General features: G+C 40.6%; 20 protein-coding genes. 13 read left to right on the forward strand and 7 right to left on the reverse strand.

Annotated features, from left to right (window positions below; translation table 11 throughout):
• Positions 1-126: 126 nt before the first annotated feature.
• Entirely contained in the window at positions 127-1,140 is a 1,014-nt protein-coding gene (locus ASG93_RS25165) for a GerMN domain-containing protein (RefSeq protein WP_056836414.1), read from the reverse strand.
• A 208-nt stretch (positions 1,141-1,348) separates the two neighbouring features.
• Here ASG93_RS25165 and ASG93_RS34465 point away from each other — a divergent pair, with 208 nt between their 5' ends.
• Positions 1,349-2,311 (forward strand): phosphatidylglycerophosphatase A, encoded by a 963-nt coding sequence (locus ASG93_RS34465; protein ID WP_056836416.1) that lies wholly within the window; start codon positions 1,349-1,351, stop codon positions 2,309-2,311.
• A 447-nt stretch (positions 2,312-2,758) separates the two neighbouring features.
• Here the strand turns inward: ASG93_RS34465 and ASG93_RS25175 are convergent, their stop codons facing one another.
• The 3 genes from ASG93_RS25175 to ASG93_RS25185 are packed head-to-tail and all read right to left on the reverse strand — an operon-like array spanning position 2,759 to position 5,199.
• Positions 2,759-3,736, reverse strand: coding sequence for an MBL fold metallo-hydrolase (locus ASG93_RS25175; RefSeq protein WP_056836419.1), 978 nt, complete (start codon positions 3,734-3,736; stop codon positions 2,759-2,761).
• Positions 3,737-3,746: 10 nt separating this feature from the next.
• Positions 3,747-4,478: a class I SAM-dependent methyltransferase gene (locus ASG93_RS25180; RefSeq protein ID WP_056836421.1), complete on the reverse strand. Its 732-nt coding sequence runs from the start codon at positions 4,476-4,478 to the stop codon at positions 3,747-3,749.
• Positions 4,479-4,497: 19 nt separating this feature from the next.
• Entirely contained in the window at positions 4,498-5,199 is a 702-nt protein-coding gene (locus ASG93_RS25185) for a DUF6483 family protein (protein WP_056836423.1), read from the reverse strand.
• Between the two features lie 194 nt (positions 5,200-5,393).
• Between ASG93_RS25185 and ASG93_RS25190 the strand changes: the two genes are divergently transcribed.
• Positions 5,394-5,588 carry a helix-turn-helix domain-containing protein gene (locus ASG93_RS25190; RefSeq protein ID WP_056836424.1) on the forward strand — a complete coding sequence of 65 codons (195 nt, stop codon included), beginning with the start codon at positions 5,394-5,396 and terminating at the stop codon, positions 5,586-5,588.
• 20 nt (positions 5,589-5,608) lie between these two features.
• Here the strand turns inward: ASG93_RS25190 and ASG93_RS25195 are convergent, their stop codons facing one another.
• Both ASG93_RS25195 and ASG93_RS35420 read right to left on the reverse strand, forming a co-directional pair.
• Complete coding sequence (locus ASG93_RS25195; protein WP_056836427.1) at positions 5,609-7,180, reverse strand: recombinase family protein; 1,572 nt, start codon at positions 7,178-7,180, stop codon at positions 5,609-5,611.
• Complete coding sequence (locus ASG93_RS35420) at positions 7,177-7,353, reverse strand: hypothetical protein (RefSeq protein ID WP_156411033.1); 177 nt, start codon at positions 7,351-7,353, stop codon at positions 7,177-7,179. The genes ASG93_RS25195 and ASG93_RS35420 overlap by 4 nt, the downstream gene beginning before the upstream one ends.
• 201 nt (positions 7,354-7,554) lie before the next feature.
• Here ASG93_RS35420 and ASG93_RS25200 point away from each other — a divergent pair, with 201 nt between their 5' ends.
• The 10 genes from ASG93_RS25200 (at position 7,555) to ASG93_RS25245 (ending at position 15,312) form a co-directional block, all read left to right on the forward strand.
• Positions 7,555-8,274: a hypothetical protein gene (locus ASG93_RS25200; RefSeq protein ID WP_056836429.1), complete on the forward strand. Its 720-nt coding sequence runs from the start codon at positions 7,555-7,557 to the stop codon at positions 8,272-8,274.
• 184 nt (positions 8,275-8,458) lie between these two features.
• The gene (locus tag ASG93_RS25205; RefSeq protein ID WP_082615081.1) at positions 8,459-8,887 is read left to right on the forward strand and encodes an arsenate reductase ArsC; all 429 of its coding nucleotides are present in this window, start codon (positions 8,459-8,461) and stop codon (positions 8,885-8,887) included.
• A 13-nt stretch (positions 8,888-8,900) separates the two neighbouring features.
• Positions 8,901-9,224 (forward strand): ArsR/SmtB family transcription factor, encoded by a 324-nt coding sequence (locus ASG93_RS25210; RefSeq protein WP_056836434.1) that lies wholly within the window; start codon positions 8,901-8,903, stop codon positions 9,222-9,224.
• Positions 9,225-9,236: 12 nt separating this feature from the next.
• Positions 9,237-9,878 (forward strand): MIP/aquaporin family protein, encoded by a 642-nt coding sequence (locus ASG93_RS25215; protein WP_056836436.1) that lies wholly within the window; start codon positions 9,237-9,239, stop codon positions 9,876-9,878.
• A 14-nt stretch (positions 9,879-9,892) separates the two neighbouring features.
• Positions 9,893-10,315 (forward strand): arsenate reductase (thioredoxin), encoded by a 423-nt coding sequence (gene arsC, locus ASG93_RS25220; protein ID WP_056836438.1) that lies wholly within the window; start codon positions 9,893-9,895, stop codon positions 10,313-10,315.
• A 1-nt stretch (position 10,316) separates the two neighbouring features.
• Positions 10,317-10,790 carry an ArsI/CadI family heavy metal resistance metalloenzyme gene (locus ASG93_RS25225; protein WP_056836440.1) on the forward strand — a complete coding sequence of 158 codons (474 nt, stop codon included), beginning with the start codon at positions 10,317-10,319 and terminating at the stop codon, positions 10,788-10,790.
• Between the two features lie 10 nt (positions 10,791-10,800).
• Positions 10,801-11,229, forward strand: coding sequence for a dual specificity protein phosphatase family protein (locus tag ASG93_RS25230; protein ID WP_056836442.1), 429 nt, complete (start codon positions 10,801-10,803; stop codon positions 11,227-11,229).
• A gap of 209 nt (positions 11,230-11,438) precedes the next feature.
• A complete protein-coding gene (locus tag ASG93_RS25235) occupies positions 11,439-12,488 on the forward strand; it encodes a DUF4362 domain-containing protein (RefSeq protein ID WP_056836444.1) in 1,050 nt (349 codons plus the stop codon).
• A gap of 190 nt (positions 12,489-12,678) precedes the next feature.
• A complete protein-coding gene (locus ASG93_RS25240) occupies positions 12,679-12,999 on the forward strand; it encodes an ArsR/SmtB family transcription factor (protein ID WP_056836446.1) in 321 nt (106 codons plus the stop codon).
• A 60-nt stretch (positions 13,000-13,059) separates the two neighbouring features.
• Positions 13,060-15,312, forward strand: coding sequence for a heavy metal translocating P-type ATPase (locus ASG93_RS25245; protein ID WP_414858885.1), 2,253 nt, complete (start codon positions 13,060-13,062; stop codon positions 15,310-15,312).
• A 400-nt stretch (positions 15,313-15,712) separates the two neighbouring features.
• Here the strand turns inward: ASG93_RS25245 and ASG93_RS37270 are convergent, their stop codons facing one another.
• Positions 15,713-16,060, reverse strand: a complete 348-nt coding sequence (locus tag ASG93_RS37270) for a four-helix bundle copper-binding protein (protein ID WP_082615083.1) — start codon at positions 16,058-16,060, stop codon at positions 15,713-15,715.
• A gap of 148 nt (positions 16,061-16,208) precedes the next feature.
• Here ASG93_RS37270 and ASG93_RS36570 point away from each other — a divergent pair, with 148 nt between their 5' ends.
• Positions 16,209-17,069 carry a cupredoxin domain-containing protein gene (locus ASG93_RS36570; RefSeq protein WP_235550962.1) on the forward strand — a complete coding sequence of 287 codons (861 nt, stop codon included), beginning with the start codon at positions 16,209-16,211 and terminating at the stop codon, positions 17,067-17,069.
• Positions 17,070-17,098: the final 29 nt, after the last annotated feature.

Below are 17,098 nucleotides of genomic sequence, written 5' to 3' on the forward strand. Positions count from 1 at the left end.
GCATTAAATGCTAAGGCCTCAAAATCTATATATGTATACAAATCATTACACTATACCATTCAAGGCCGAGAAAACCCCTATGCAAGCGCCACTTTGCATAGAGGTCGTAAAAAGCGGGAAAGCTTCTTAAAGCTTAGCCGGATTAATATGAGCTGTTTTAGTTACAGCCTTCACAGCGCCATCCACTTTAATTTGTACTTGCTTAAAGCTTGTGTTCTCCGTCAATGAAAGAATAACGGACTGCATAGCCTCGGCGGATGCTTTCTGATCGGCGCCAAGGAATTTATTGGAGAAGTCAACGGTTATAACACCATCCGCTGGCTTAATGCTCTTCACTTCCGTTGTAGCGTTCAGAACAGCAGCTAGACCTTTCTTCTGATCAGGCCCTTTGATCAACTGTTCAACTACCGCTTTCGCAACATCGTCCGTCCTTTTGACGAGCCTTGTAACAGGTACATAATATTTGTAATTTTGATCATTTTGATTCAAGAAATAGAGTGTAACCGGTGTGGATTGGCCAAATTCAGCGTCCTCAGCCTTCTCGATGTTGATCCCCATAGAGCGTGCAAGAGGTGTATCCAGCGGTGTCTTCCCTTTCGGCATCTCCTTCAGATCTTTCCCGTCTACACGCAGCTGTACTTTCTCTACGGTTGGGAAGCTCGTCAGGTTCCAAGTGATAGCTTCCAAAATCTTTCTCTCATTTGCCCCATCGTAATTGAGGAACTCCTTAGAGAAATCAACAATGGCACGCTTGTCTGATGTAACGTTCAAACTTACGACTTTCGTACCTTTAGGCAGCAGAGCCTGGAAGCCAGATGGAAGCAAACTTGCAACAGGTCCTCCGTCCACCATATACTCGAGAGTCGTTTTGGCGACAGACACCGTCTTTGGTAATCCAAGACTAAGCGGAGCTACAAAGCCTTTACCATCTTTCACATAAACCGTCATCTGTGATGAATTATCTTCGATCATATCGATCGTAACGGCTGCTGATGTCGTCTTCGCGTCTGCTTCCGCACCCGTTGTCGGAGGTGCATCGATGTCACTTTTCTTTCCAGTGCCCAGAACCGAACATCCCGTGGTCAGCAAGGCAATTACCCCCGCGATAGCGGCTGAACGAATCCAATGTTGATGTTTCATTAGCTTATTTCCTCCTCCAAGTTTTCGCAGACACCAAAAGCATCTGCCTATATTTTGTTAACATGGCCTGTACACTGCTTTTTCGTATTATTATGTATACGGGGCTTTGTCCGATTTATAACTACTTTTTGTCCCCATTTTTAAAAAATCATGCACCATATGCTATACTCAAAAAAATAAACCATTGACCTAATTTGGAGGCGCTGCGATGAGAACATTCCTTAAAGAAAAAGCAAGCATTTTCAATGAATTCCGTGAAGAGGTCTTCAGTCACTATTCCCAAGCTGTGATCGAAGAAGCCGTTGCCCGCCTACTCGTCGAGATCAAAGGAATTAAGAAAATTCCCTATGAAACAATCACAACGACCTTGCTAGGGGTATTAAGCAAAACAGAAACCTATAACGTGATGTCCACGCTCATGGAGCTGCAAAAGAAGGTCAAGCATGATTCCGAGCTGTTAGCTAGTATGAAAGACCCTGCTTATAATGTTCATCGCACTATTGCTATGTCTATCTGTGGACTATATGGCAGCGGCGCGATTTCTCTTTTTGGATTTATGGATTGTAAATTCCGCTTCTTCTTTCCGGCCAAACGTCCTAAAACTTTCATTTCCAAAGGAATCTGTGCCATCGTTGCATCAACGGCCAGTTCAATCATTTCTGAAAATGTGAAAGAGGATTATACCGAACGTAACCTGGCATTGTTCGCATCGAGAGGTGTGGCGTTGGAGGATATGGTGGATATTCTGGATCAGCTTCAACGGCCCTACAATCCGGATATGGAGCGCAGCCTTTGTGAAGAGAATGTGCTTGCCGTATTACGAAAACAACAAACATTCCATGCCCTCCAATTGGCGATCAAAATTGATACAGCCGTCGAAACAGGAGAATTTAATCCCCAGTATAATCATATTGTTGGACAAGACGAAGGGCTTTTCGGGGTTGATGAAAGCATCGCAACAGCCGTTCCACTCATGTATGGGACCATTGCGCTCACGAATTTCGGATACCTAGATAAGGAGAAAATCGGGATTATTAAAGACCTCGATAGCGATCATTCCGAAGGAAAATGCAATACGTTTATCGATGATATGGTATGCGGCATCGTAGCTGCCGCTTGTGGCCGTTTGGCGCATAATAATATCCCTACTTATAGTAAGCCTTTGAAGTGAGGCTGGTTGTCATTCTAGTGCGTGCGACATGACGTGGAGAGAATTGGGTGTTGTGTTGTAGAGCGAAGTGCTATGGGAGTATTGCTTGTTGTGCTGTGAGTGGAGTGCTGTGGGAGAATTGCGTTGCGTTGCGTGTTGTGCTGTTGGGAGGATCAAAGTATGGGACAAATGTTCGTCAAACAATCATTAACGGAACGTGAGGACCTTATTTCACTAAATTAACCCCTTTTCATGAGCATGAGGGAACTAGGAGTCGTTATTTCACTGTTTTTCTTCCAGTGAGCCTTATTTTCTTGAAATAGCGACTTCTAGTTCCGTTAGAATAGAAATACGTTCGTTTTTCCAAAAATAGCGGATTCTGGTTCCCTAAATGCACTGAACGTATACTTCTCTCAGAATAAAAAGAGCCTCCAACCACTAATCCTATGGTTGGAGGCTTTTCGGCTTCTACTTCGAGATCGCTATATATTGAATGAGCTCCGCGGCGGGGTCAACCTGTTGGATGCGGCCTTCGGCTTCCAGCAGGATGAGGTGAGCGATCGTCTCCGACAGCGCGAACCTCATCTGATGTATGCTCAACCGGTCGCCGAACGTCGCGCGGCATACGTCATAAGCGCTAAGCGGCGCGTTTAGCTGCCCCTCCATGAGCGCAAGCCGCTCATGATGATGGCGCACAAGCTCCTCTGCGCGTGCGCCAAAGCTGGACCATGGCTCCCGGTGCCCCGGGTAAGCCATCTTCACAGGCAGCCTGCCGATCTCCTGCAGGCTGCTGAGGTACGCGCCGAGCGGGTTTTCTTCCACCTGCGGGAGGAAGGAAACGTTCGGCGATATTTGCGGCAGGACATGGTCGCCGCAAAAGATCACCTCCGCCGCGGCGTCGTAGAAGATGAGATGACCCGCGGCATGGCCGGGGGTCTCGATGGCTTCGTACACGCGGTCCCCGAGGCGCACAGGCCCTTCTCGCAGCACCGTCACCTGAGGCTGCGGCGAAACCATCTGGACGAAGCTCACCATGTGCTTCGTCATCTCCATCAGCCCGGCTTCCGGGAAGCCGTGCCGGGCGAAGAGCGTAAGGAGCAGCGCCGACATCGGCTGCTCCGGGCCCCACAGGAGCTGCACTTGCGCTAGGCCGGTCTCCGAAAGGAGAACCGGCGCGCCCGTGCGCCCCTGGAACCAACCGGCCATCCCGTAGTGGTCGGGATGGTGGTGGGTGAGCACGATCTGCTCCACGTGCTCAAAACCGATCCCGCGCTCCTGCAGCACCTGCTGCCAGAGCGCTTCCGCATCCGGGGTGTGGAGCCCCGGATCAATCACAGTATACCCGCCACTGCCGCGTACAAGGTAAGCATTCACCCAACGCAGAGGAAAGGGCAGCGGAACTTTCACCTGTGTGATCTCATCCGTATGTTCAGTCACGATGTTCATTTCCGATTACTCATCCTTCCTTATGCCCTACAAAAATCAACCGACTTGATACCTCAGCATCATAAGCCTGTCCATCATATTCGCCGTATACATGATCAATATGTAAACCCGCTTTTAACAGCATAGCTTCAAACGCTGTTCGATCATACAACTTAACCTGCTCCAGATAATGCCGATCAGCCGTACCCTTTTGCGAAATAACAATCCGTTTACGCACACAGCCATCTTCGATGGCTCTTTCTTCACGAATCAATAGATCTTGTTCCGTACGTTCCGATTGAGGAACGAGATTCATCTGAACATAAACCGGATTCAAGAAATCGATGATGAAACGGCCTCCCTCTTTTAGAAGCCGATGAATTTCATGAAGCACCTTCTCATTCTGTTGATCCTCATCAAAATAACCAAACGAAGTAAATAAATTCACGACAGCATCGTATTGCCGATCGAGCGGTACTTCACGCATATCACCGCGCAGCCAGGTTACACACTTTCCATCGTCAAGCTTAACGGCCTCATTCAAAAGCACTTCGGATAAATCCACACCCGTTACATCGTAACCGAACTCAGCCAGCGCCATGGAATGGCGGCCCATACCGCAGCATAAATCAAGCACTTCGGCCCCTTGCTCGAGATCCAGCCAATCAATCATCTTTTTCACTTCGTGGTAAGCACCTTGCAAATCTCTGTGTTTATAAACCATTAAATAATCATTCCCAAAACTTTTCTGATACCAAGCCATTTCTTTACACCTTCAATTTCTACGATTTATAAATGTTAGGACTATCCAATGATTGCAACTTTTGCTTTACAATACGCAAACCATCAAACGCTTCTTCTTTGCTAAAATTGCCTGCTTGCAGGAGTTCTTCTTCCATACCTATTAATTTTTCGTAAAAAATTACTCCTTGTTCGAGAATTACGGATCTGTCCGGATGATCTTCCATATAATGGAACAAGACATCCTCTACTTTGGCGTAATTGCCCTGTTTCTCATAATGCGCGAAAAGAAGCCTTTTGATCTCCTCCGGAATGATCCATCCTTGAAGCCGTTCCAAGCTTTGGTTCAATCGGGACTTGATCTCTTCGTTCACTTCATCCAGAGGTTCAACTTCAGGTGAGAGCGAAAGGTGAAGCAGCAAATCAACGGATTTCAGATAAGCGTGATAAGCCTCGTCCGTCTGGTCATGCCGCTGAAGCAGGTCACCTTGGCCTACAAACATATCGCTAAGCACCAGTGCTTTGGCGGTATCCACGCTGCCATGATAGGACAATAAATCAAGAATATCCTTACTCGATAATGCCTGCAAAGAACGAATATTCAGCCCCAATAGATGGCGGCTTGCTTCATCCAGCTGCTGCTGGGCATCTTCTAAAGGGATGTGTTCCTTATTAAAAAGTATGCGATGCAGAACCACGGTCATTTGCTCAATCTGCCGCATAAAATAATCACGTCTGAACATTATTGAGCCTCCTTTGTTCAAAAGAAATGCTTCATTTCAGCTTACCACGCCTCGGAAAGAAACTCAAAAGCGGATATCGCCTATTTTTATGCATATACCGCACCATTGACATCAGCCCTTCATAAACTAATTTTGACTGTATCCCTAAACCTTGTAATTCCCAATACCCGAGCAAGGAGGGGTGACACACATCCATGGGCAGCGACCACAAAAACAAATTTCTACTTACTAACCGCGAAAGAGAAGTATTCGAACTCTTGGTACAAGACAAAACCACGAAAGATATCGCGCAGCAGCTTTTCATAAGCGAAAAGACTGTGAGAAATCACATTTCGAATGTAATGTGTTTTGAAACACACAATAATAAAAAGCAGATGATCGTCAAATAGCGCATCCATTGGGTAGTAAGTTATGATTCCAATTGTCCTAATGGGGTGTAGATCTCAACCTCTCCATCCACGCTTAGCACCAATTTTTGAACAAGCTTTGTCAATACAAGCCTCATTTCATCCACATGGTCAAACTCTAAATCCACAAGATTATCCAGTGCCAATCTGATCTCTTCATAAATCTTCTCCAAATTGATTTGCTCATCCACGTTATCTGAGGATTTCATTAGTTTGGATTGCAAGGACGCAATCTCTTGTTCATACTGCTCTTTTTCAAATTGATACTGTGCTTCATCGATTTCACCAAGCATCATCTGCTTTCTTAACTCAAATAGCAGCTTACGATTCATTTCAATGGACTTCTCTGTTTTCTTTATTTCTTTACCAATATCTAAGGAGGTCTTCTTTTTAGTTATTCTCCCTTTACGATCATTGGTCTCAGACTCGCTATCAATAACTTGTTTCAGCTTTTTACTTACTTCTGCAATGATGGTATCTCTAAACTGATAATAAGGAATCCAAATACTATTCTCGCAGCCGCGATCTCCTTGCCTTCTCCTGGTTGAACAAATCAAATATCGATGTTCTTTCCCTTCTTTTCTTGATTTTGACATCGTGCAAACCATAGAACCTCCACAATGCTTACAAACCGTCATTCCAGCAAATACATTCACTTTATTCCTGACACCACCACGTTTTCCACCGCCACGCTTTAATCTAATCTCTTGGGCTAGTTGAAACGTTTCTTCATCAATAATTGCAATGTGTGTTTGTTCAGCGCTTCGCTCCCATTTAGCTTCATCACGTTGAACTTGTTTTCTGCTCCTATCGGACATGTTGTTAATGTCATTGTAAACTTTCTTTACTTCATATTTGCCAAACACATTTTGTCCTGTATATGCCTCATTCATTAGAATACGCTGAATTGTTGTAATCCCCCAGGCTCCTCCTTTTGGAGAAGGAACTTCTGTTTCTTTATTCAGATACTGGACTATCGCTTTTTCACCCATCTTACGTCTAATGTACAAATCATAAATCAACTCAACGATGAGCTTATTATCATCAGGAACAAGTGTCTTCTTGTCTCCCACGATTTCTTTTCTATATCCATAAGGAGCGATGCTTCCTGTGAAATTCCCTTTAAGTGCTGACTGTCTAATCCCACGTTTCGATGAAAGACTGATCTGTTCGCTCAACTTCTGGTTCACAGCTGAGATGATCTGGAATTTCAGCTCATCATTATCTTTATAGGAATCAAAGCCTTCTTCAATAGAAATCAAACGAATCCCCAGGGCATCCACTAAGATCCTCTTTAAGTTAAGCGAATCCAAGGTATCCCTTGAAAAGCGAGATAATGAAGCAAAAACGATGGTGCCAAAGTATTTAGATTTGGCATCTCGTATTAATTTTTGAATTTCTTCACGTGCAACAATGGATGTACCTGTGTCTCGATCTTCGTATGTATATTGCACATCCAAATCAAGAGCTCTTGCTTTTTCTTCACAGAGTCCTTTTTGATGTTCAGGACTATCTTTTTGCGAATCTTTTGTTGTGGACACCCTCACATAAATAGCTGTCCCATTTGGTCTCATCGGTTTGGATCACCCAATTCATCATGGTAGTTAGTCTTAGTTGTCTCATAATTATAGCTTGTTCCAGGGTGTTTGGTGAGCACCTTCTTGATGGTATCATTAACCAACTCATCAATGATTTGTTCCAATGATTTTTCCATTTCGATGGACTTAAATACAATCTTGAGTTGCATAGGTATCACCTCATGGTTATGCCTATTACGAACAAAGATTGTCCTATTACATTGTCTTTTTAACTTCATGAATAGATGTGATAATGCTTTAACTTGACCCATATAATCTTATAACGAGCCATTCAACATGGATAAAAAGGTTAACTCAGTTAACCCGATTTACAGGGTAAACCTACGTTTACAAGAAGGAGGGTTTCTATCGTGGCAGCAGACAACACCACCTATGGTGTGAAGGTGAGCGCCGAGACTAAAGATAAGATAACTTCAATGATCGAAGTTTCTGGTTTATCAAGTAAAGTATGGTTTGAACGCCTCCTTGCTTTATATGAGCTACAAGTGTACAAGCAACATGAAGGCTCCATGAAATATTTAAGTGACATTGAAACCCTCCAAGACCATACAAAGCGTATTGACGAAATATTTACTTCTCTCATTAAAAAGGTTATTGAAGATAACAAGCTATACACTGCTGAGATTGAAAAAGTGAATCTTGAAATGAGTCAAGTGGTTCATCGTTTAGAATTAGAATCCAAACAACAGCAAGCTGAATTATCTGAAGTAATGCATAAGCTTTCAGAGTCTACTAAAGAAGTGCAACAGCTAAAAGAAATGCATAGAGTTCAAGAGGAAAACATTCAATATTTACGTGAGGATAATGCCAGATTAATTAACATCAATGCATCTTTTGATCTAAACGAAATTGAGCAACTTTATTCTCAACTTGCAGATGTTAAGAAAGATCTTGAGTTATCTCAGCTTCGCCATGAGAAAGAGATCCTTGTATTAAAAGATCAACACAACCAAGAGATCATTAAACTGATGAGTAAGAAATCCTCCCCTTCGGACAAGAAACTTGAACGACTTTCAAAGAAAGCAGATCTAGAATCTTCCCCTACACAAATTGATGCTTCACTAGAATAAATGGAGATCGATGATGCTCTTCTAACTGAAAGCTAGTTACATACCACAACAAACCAGCCTGAATAGGGCTGGTTATTTTTTCGATTTTTCTTAATAAGATATGTGCACTACATTTACAATTTCTTTACTTTACTAATATAAGTATTTGCTTATATAATAATTTACAGATGGAAGGAGCTGAATTATGATGAGTAAGAAACCCGTTCGGATTTACTTTTTATGCATTCAAAACCGTTGCAGAAGTCAAATTGCTGAAGCATTTGCCAAACATTATGGGAAAGATAATGTTATCGCTGAAAGTGCTGGGTTAGAAGCAAGTGACATACATCCTCTTACTATTGCGGTTATGAAAGAAATCGGCATTGATATCTCAAATCATGCTTCGAAGAAAATTGATATGAAGACCTTCTTGGCTTCCAATGTCATTGTTAAGTTGTGTGAGAGTTTAGTTGAACGTTGTCCTGTCGTTCCTTTTGGAATTACAAATGTACAGTGGAATATACTTGATCCTTTAGAGCACAGTGAAGGAAACATCGAAGCGCTCCGCAAAACCAGGGATGAAATTGAGAATAAAGTCATTGATCTGCTGAAAGGCATGAATGTACCCGTATAAAGGAGATTAACTGATGATTGAAATTGAAAAAATGGTTGAGACGTTAAAACTTCTAAGTGATAAGACGAGATTAACTATTCTTCTGTTGTTAGAAGAAAAAGAGCTCTGCGTTTGTGAGCTTGTTGAAATTCTTCAAACGAGCCAGCCGAATGTTAGTCAACATATTCGCAAATTGAAGGATGGCGGGCTCGTGAAAGAAGCCAAAAAGGGTCAATGGGTCTACTATTCTCTTGCTATCGACGACAAACCTTTCTTAACTGACTTATTTAAACACCTTCCTTCCCAAAAAGAAAAAGTGGAGAAGTTAGTTTTTGAAGAATCAAACTGCTGTGATTAAGGGGATAATTGAATGTTAAAAAAGAAGTTGATTGCTGAGTTTATTGGTACATATTTTTTAGTTTTTGCAGGTCCAGGAGCGATGGTTATTGACGATATCACGAAAAGCATCTCCCATGTTGGCGTCGCAATTACATTTGGACTTGTTGTTATGGCTTTGATTTATACGTTTGGACATATTTCAGGCGCTCATTTTAATCCTGCTGTCACGATTGGCTTTTTGGTTAGAGGGGATATCTCCTTGCGAGACAGCATCTCTTATATTGTTGCACAATTTGCAGGGGCGCTTTTTGCGAGTTTTACTACGTTACTTCTTTTTGGCAATGTCGCCAATTTAGGGGCTACTCTTCCCAGCTTTTCAGAAGGGCAATCCTTCACTTTGGAATTCATTTTAACCTTTGTTCTAATGATGGTTATTTTGGGTTCTGCTGTACATGGCAAAGCGATTAAAGAATTTGCTGGTGTTGCTATTGGAGGTACCGTTGGTCTAATGGCTATGTTTGCAGGTCCGATTTGTGGGGCTTCCATGAACCCAGCACGTTCCCTTGGACCCGCTATTGTATCAGGTGCAACACAACATTTATGGTTATACCTAGTTGCAACAGTTCTTGGAGCTGTCTTTGCTTCGCTAGTTTATAAAACAATACAGGAATAAGGAGATGTTCGAATATGGACAAAAAATTAGTATATTTTCTTTGCACAGGTAACTCTTGCCGTAGCCAAATCGCAGACGGATTTTTAAAATCACTAGGTAGTGACAAATACGAAGTTAATAGTGCAGGACTAGAAGCACACGGTTTGAATCCTCGTGCTGTTGCAACAATGAAAGAAGCAGGAATCGATATTTCTAACCATACATCTAATGTCATTGATCCCGAGATTTTGAACCGCGCTGATTACGTCATTACGCTCTGCGGACACGCTGATGAGCATTGCCCCGTTATCTCCAATAAGAACGTTGTAAAGTGGCACTGGGGCTTCGAAGATCCTGCAAAGGCAACGGGTACTGAAGAAGAAATTACCGCGAAATTCAGTGAAGTACGTGACTCCATTAAAGATCGCATTGAGCTATTTGTGAAAGAAGGAAAGTAATATGATAAAGCGGATGCATGTAGCGGTAAATTGTTCTGATCTACAAAAGTCCTTGGATTTTTATCGTGCTTTCTTTGGAACAGAACCAACTAAAATTAAAGATAACTATGCGAAGTTTGAGCTTGATGAACCTTTGCTTCATTTCTCTCTCAATGTTCGACCTTTCGAGAAAAACGGTGTATTAAATCATTTAGGTTTTCAAGTGAATGACACCGAAGAAGTTTTGGCTATGGGCGAACGTCTTCGTCAAAACAACCTGCTCACCATAGACGAAATAAACACAACTTGCTGCTATGCAGTCCAAGACAAAGTTTGGGTCTATGATCCAGACGGAAACGCTTGGGAGATCTTCTATACGAAAGAGGACTCCGAGTTCGAATCAGCTGGAGATGCACGAGATATGTCTTTGTGCTGTGCGCCTCCTTCCGCTCCAACAAACATTGAATTTACTTCATTCAAAAAGAAGTTATTATAAGGAGCTTAATATGCCAAAAAATTATCAAAGCTTACACGAAGATAAAATCTTCTTTGGTGGCGCGGCTGACGTTGAAGATATGGTGAAGAATGAAGGCATTGAAGTCGTCGTTGACTTACGTGGAGAAGCTACTGAATGTGCTTACCCTAGTGCAGACGTTGAATGGATTCAAGTACCGCTTGGAGATAATGCTGAGGGACCACAGGACGTACTATTCCAGCAAGCCATTAATCATATTATAGAGGCTTACAGAAGCGGTAAAAAGGTAGGATTCCATTGCGGTGGTGGTAGCGGTAGAACGGGTGCTGTTGCTGTTGGAACATTGATTACACTTGGCAAGAGTCAGACGATTGATGAAGCTGAAGCTTTGGCAAAAAGCATTCGCCCCAAAGTGAATATTAAAGCTCCGCAACGCGAAGCACTTGAAAAGCTTTTTTGAACTAAAATCAAAAGACATCCGTTTAGGATGTCTTTTGTATTTTGAGCTTAGATAATCTCTTCCAGACATCTGCTATTTATAGTGGCTGGTCTCCAAATTTAGATCTTGCATTAGTGTCATTGGTTAAAGATGGATTCTTAGTGCATTGTATGGAACAAAATGTAAGTTTAACTCGTCAATAATGTATAAGATTATAGGGAGGTTTTAAAGTGCTCAAAAAGTTAATGTTATTTGCCTGTATAATGAGCCTTATGTCAGGCTGTCTAAATATAAAAGCTATCGACCAACCCAAAGGAACACTAAAAAACAAAGCTGACGTGGTTGATATCCACGGAAGAGTAACTAACCTCTACAAAATGGACGACTTTGTGAAAAAAGTAAATGAAAAAGAAAACGTCTCTATTAGTATTTCTCATTACACGATTGAAGGCGACCCTATTTATCACAACATCAATTACCGCGATGGAAAATTCGAGCTTCAATATGATACTACGCAAGATAAATTTGGGGCAGGCAAAGTTACAACATACTCCTGTGAAAACTTTGACAAAACTGAAACGGATACAGAAATGAAATATACCTTAAAAGGTTGTTCTGGTGAAGCGAAAAGCATTGATGTTTTATACCTTTCATATGACGTATCGAAACAAGATTTGTTCCAATTTCAACTTAAATATGGGGATAATCAAGCAAATGAGATTAATACGATAGATATGAAATTGGTGAAAGACCTAAAAAATGGTCAAATGCTAGGTGTGAGTGATTTTCAGCTAAATAATGAAGAACGACAAAAAATATATAAAAAAATGGTGTTATCCAATTTTTTAAGTGAAAAGAAATTTGCAACATGCACTGAGAAGCCAGGTTTCTATTTGAAAGTTAAAATCAATGGAGCGGTTCGTGAATATAACTGGTCAGATTGCTCAAATAATGAAGACAATAAAATAATGACTGATTTAGCTAATACAATTATTGAGATTGTCAATGCAAATCAATTCTATGGTACGTCCAATACGAAAATGATGACCAAAGAACAGGCATTGGAATTGGGAAAAAAGTTAGATCTAAATAGTGCTAATAAAGCCACATGGAGTGTAAAGTTATTTGAAAACAAAGAATATGAAATCAACAACCAAAAGGAACAACATACCGTTTGGGTGGTTGAAGCGGTCTATCCGTTAGGGAATAAAATGGTTGTTGATTTTGATGCTTATTCAGGTGAACAAATTGTTTTAGCAGATATTGAGGCAAATAATTAGGTTAAGAATTTATTAAAGCACAGCTTTAACATTGTGTAATAAAATGCCCTGATTCAATTGATGAATCAAGGCATTTTGTTTTTGAATTTACGATACCATTTTGATTGTTGATTGACACTAATATTAGCGAATGCTAATATGATACCATTATACATATTAGTTATTTCTAATATGAATTGGAGGATCAAAAATGACAGTAAAAGATCTAGATACAAAGGCAAAATTCATTCGGGGATTTAGTGATAAAACCAGATTGCAAATATTGGAATCCATTAAAGAAAACGAAAAAACAGTTTCACAAATTGTCGATGAGTTAAGAGGAAACCAGTCCAACATATCCCAACATTTAGCTTGTTTAAAGGGTTGTGGGCTTATTGTGGGACGACAGGAAGGTAAATATGTGTATTACAGTTTGAGGAATGAGCAAATAAGCGAAATGCTTACAATGATTGATTTGGTCTTTTCTCAGGTCGAGAAAGAAATCGATAAATGTGACTCTCATTTGTATTAAGGCGGTGAAATTATGAGTGCCAACGACAGCAAGCCAAAATTTAAACGTGAGCTTACCCTCATGACCTTGAAAGAAATTCCGAATTCAGAATCAGCATGCGAGGATTCCTGCTGTTCCGATAAAATAGATCCCTTGCAAGTAGAATCTAAATGTGAAGACTCTTTTTGCATAACAAATAACGAATCAGCGAATCCAGAACCCATTCAGATCCAAATGGGTCAAGCGGGTAAAACGTACCACATTGAGGGTATGGATTGCAGTTCATGTGCTTTGACTATTGAAAACCACTTAAAAAAGATTCCATCCGTTAAATCAGTCAGCGTTAACTTTTCTTCGGGAAAAGCGCATGTTGAACACGAAAATGACGTAGAAGAAATAATTAAAGAAGTTTCCAAAGCTGGGTATAAAGCAACCTTAATATCAGGACGAAGAACAAAAATTGAGGTATCAAAAGATACAAGTAATCAGAATCTCATTATTTTCTCTGGGGTGCTATTGCTTGCCGCGTATGCTGGCTCATTCACAACAATGCCTGCGTTTATGGTGACGATCCTTTATGCTCTATCTGCATTTGTCGGAGGCTACAAACCAGCCAGAAGTGCCTTCTATGCCATAAAAAGTGGTTCCTTAGATATGAATGTACTCATGACCGCGGCTGTCATAGGAGCCGCTGCCATTGGGGAATGGCTTGAAGGTGCTACTGTTGTGTGGTTGTTTGCTTTAGGAAATCTATTACAGACCAAATCCATTGAAAAGACCAGAAGTTCTATTCGGAATTTAATGGACTTAGCACCTCCTGAAGCATGGCTTAAAAATGGAACAAATATAGTTCGAAAACCTGTTGAGGACGTAATGATTGGAGAAATCATTATCGTAAAACCAGGTGAAAGAATCCCTTTGGACGGAAAGATTACTCAAGGTGTATCTAGTGTGAATCAAGCACCAATCACTGGGGAATCCATTCCAGTTGATAAACACCTTGGCGATACTGTATTTGCGGGAACGATAAATGAACAGGGTTCCTTAGAAATTAAAGTGACTAAGTTGGTTGTAGATACAGCAATATCTAAAATCATTCATTTAGTTGAAGAAGCCCAAGAACAGAAAGCACCAACACAAACTTTTGTTGATAAATTTGCAAGAGTTTATACACCTATCGTATTTGGTCTTGCATTAGTTGTAATGCTTCTCCCTCCCCTTCTGGGCTTTGGAACTTGGGGAGATTGGTTTTATAAGGGTCTTGAATTGTTAGTTGTTGCATGTCCTTGCGCATTGGTCATATCGACTCCAGTTGCTATCGTGTCTGCAATTGGAAATGCCGCTAAGAATGGCGTCTTAATTAAATGTGGAGCCTTTCTTGAAATAGCTGGGAAGATTAATGTAATTGCTTTCGATAAAACAGGAACATTAACTGAAGGAAAACCAAAAGTATCACATGCGATTGCTCCAAAGGAAGTCCTTGCGATTGTTCGAACATTGGAAGAGTATTCCACTCATCCTATTGCGAAATCCATTGTTCAATATACGATTGAAAATGGCATTGAATCATTACACGGTGAAAATTTCAGAAATATTGTTGGGAAAGGTATTCAAGCAACCATTGAAGGCATTGAATATTTTGCTGGAAATCCAAAGTTGTTTGCAGATCTAAATGTCCCATTAAACAATTTCGAACAGCAAATTGAGTCATTGCAAAGGGAAGGCAATACAATTGTTATTGTAGGTAGAAATAATGAGATTATGGGAATAATCGCTGTTGCAGACACGGTTAGAAAAACAACTGTGAAAGCACTTGAAAGTTTGAAGCAAATTGGAATCAACCAAGTGATTATGCTAACTGGTGATAATGAAGGAACGGCAAAAAAAGTCGCTTCTGAAACAGGTGTTACTCGATATTTTGCGGAATTACTTCCTGAAGACAAGGTGAAGACCATTCTACAACTACAATCCGAAGGTTTTAGAGTAGCAATGGTTGGTGACGGTATCAATGACGCTCCTGCCCTTGCAATGGCGAATCTAGGGATTGCGATGGGTGGAGCTGGGACCGATACGGCTATGGAAACAGCTGACATTGTACTTATGGCTGATAATTTAGAGAAGCTTCCGCATACCATTAAACTAAGTCGAACTGCGTTGAAAATCATTAAGCAGAACATCTGGTTTTCTCTTAGTATTAAGCTCCTTGCATTGGCGTTGATTTTCCCTAATTTACTTACTTTATGGATTGCGGTGTTAAGCGATACAGGAGCAGCATTGATTGTAATTCTAAATAGTATGAGATTGCTCAGCAAATCTAGACTTGATGAGGAATAGTTTGAAAGTTACTGCGACATTTACTGTAATTCCACTTATTCAATTTACAAGCGATAAAATAAAAATGGGCGAATTCGCAAATCCATTGCGGTTCAAAATTTTAGCATGGTTTGTTCCGATTGTGTTTGCGAGTCTTAATGCGTACTTGCTTGTTCAAACCAGTTTCGGATAAACAACAAAAAGACAGTATACTTCTACTGTCTTTTTTTGTTTTTTGAGAGCGATTGAAAGATTACTTGTTTAAACTAACGCTTTTCAATAGCTCTAATAAATCTCCAAATCAAATAAAAAGAGCCAGCTAATATGGAAAATCCTATCGAAAGACCGATTCCAATACATAAGCCCATAAGTGCAATCATTGTAGCACTTATTTGTCCAGCCATTTGCATCATACACATTTTTATGCTGCCATTTTACGGCATTCATTAGCGCATTTACGACAAAATTCAGCACATTGTTGACAGTGTGTATCTTGAAATTTCGAACATTCGGAAGCACACGCATCACAAATGGTTGCACATAGGTTGCAGCTTTGTTTTTCATACAAACTTCCACGTGACATTAGTTGGGACGACAAGACACAGATATCAATACAATCACGCAAAAGTGAAATACAATGGGTTCTAGCTTGAACGTCAGGTTCTTTTAGACAAGAGTTCAAACATTCTTCACAAGCCTGTACACATTTTACGCAAGCATCTATGCAAGTTTGACTTTTCTGAACCGAGGAATCTACAGCATTAACCAATTCACAAACCTCCTTATGTAATGAAATCTAATTGTATTTTCTCCATATCCATAATTTATTATTTCAAAAGTGATCTTTTCTTCACAAATCCAACAAATTTATTGTGTAAGATAAAGTCCAATGAAACAAGTTCTTTTATAGGAGGATTATGATGGTAGCGATTTTAAGTGTAGCTTTGGTTTTGCTTTTCACTGGATACAATGTTTTTTACACCTACAAGCAAGGAGAGAAACTGACGTGTATGGCTGGTATGATGATTGCAATGACCGTTGGTATGATGTCTAGCCTTGCACTCGGTGTTGTATTAGGTGTTGCTCTCCAGCACGATTTAACTCTCTCTACAATCATCGCCATTCTGTTCGGTATGGGAGTTGGATACTTAACAGGAAAGCCAGTCAGTTTAATGGCAGCTTTAGATGGTATGATGGCAGGAATAATGGGCGGAATGATGGGCGCTATGCTTGGGGTAATGCTTGTTGTATCAGATTCGATCGTATTATTTATCGATGTCATTTTTATTTTCGTAATGAGCGTTCTTATTCAATTAATTGATGAAGAATCGGGGAAATCAAAAGCGACAAATGATAGTAACAGCAAACCGTTTTTGGGAAGTGCAATAACGCTTTTTGTAGGAATTGTAATCGTAGGTGTGATGCTCCTTTTTCAATATCAAGGTAATGTATCATCAGCCAGTCAATCACAAAGCGTACAACCTGAATCGCAAACCACTTCTAAAGAAAACGATGGGTATCAAATTGCTACTGTAGATGTAAAATCGAATGGTTATGGTCCTAATAATATTGAAGTAAAAGCTGGAGTTCCTACGAAAATCGATTTTAAAACAACATCTGGTATTAGTTGTACAAAACACGTTGTTTCTAATGAATTAGGAATAGATGTGGATCTTAAGAAGGGAGATAATTTTATTGCCCTAAAAGACTTGAAACCTGGAACTTACAAATATCACTGTGGAATGTACATGTATGGTGGAACTATCACCGTTAAATAATATCATCAGTTACTCAGAAGGAAGGAATT

The organism is Paenibacillus sp. Soil787, from assembly GCF_001429545.1.
Taxonomy (GTDB): domain Bacteria; phylum Bacillota; class Bacilli; order Paenibacillales; family NBRC-103111; genus Paenibacillus_E.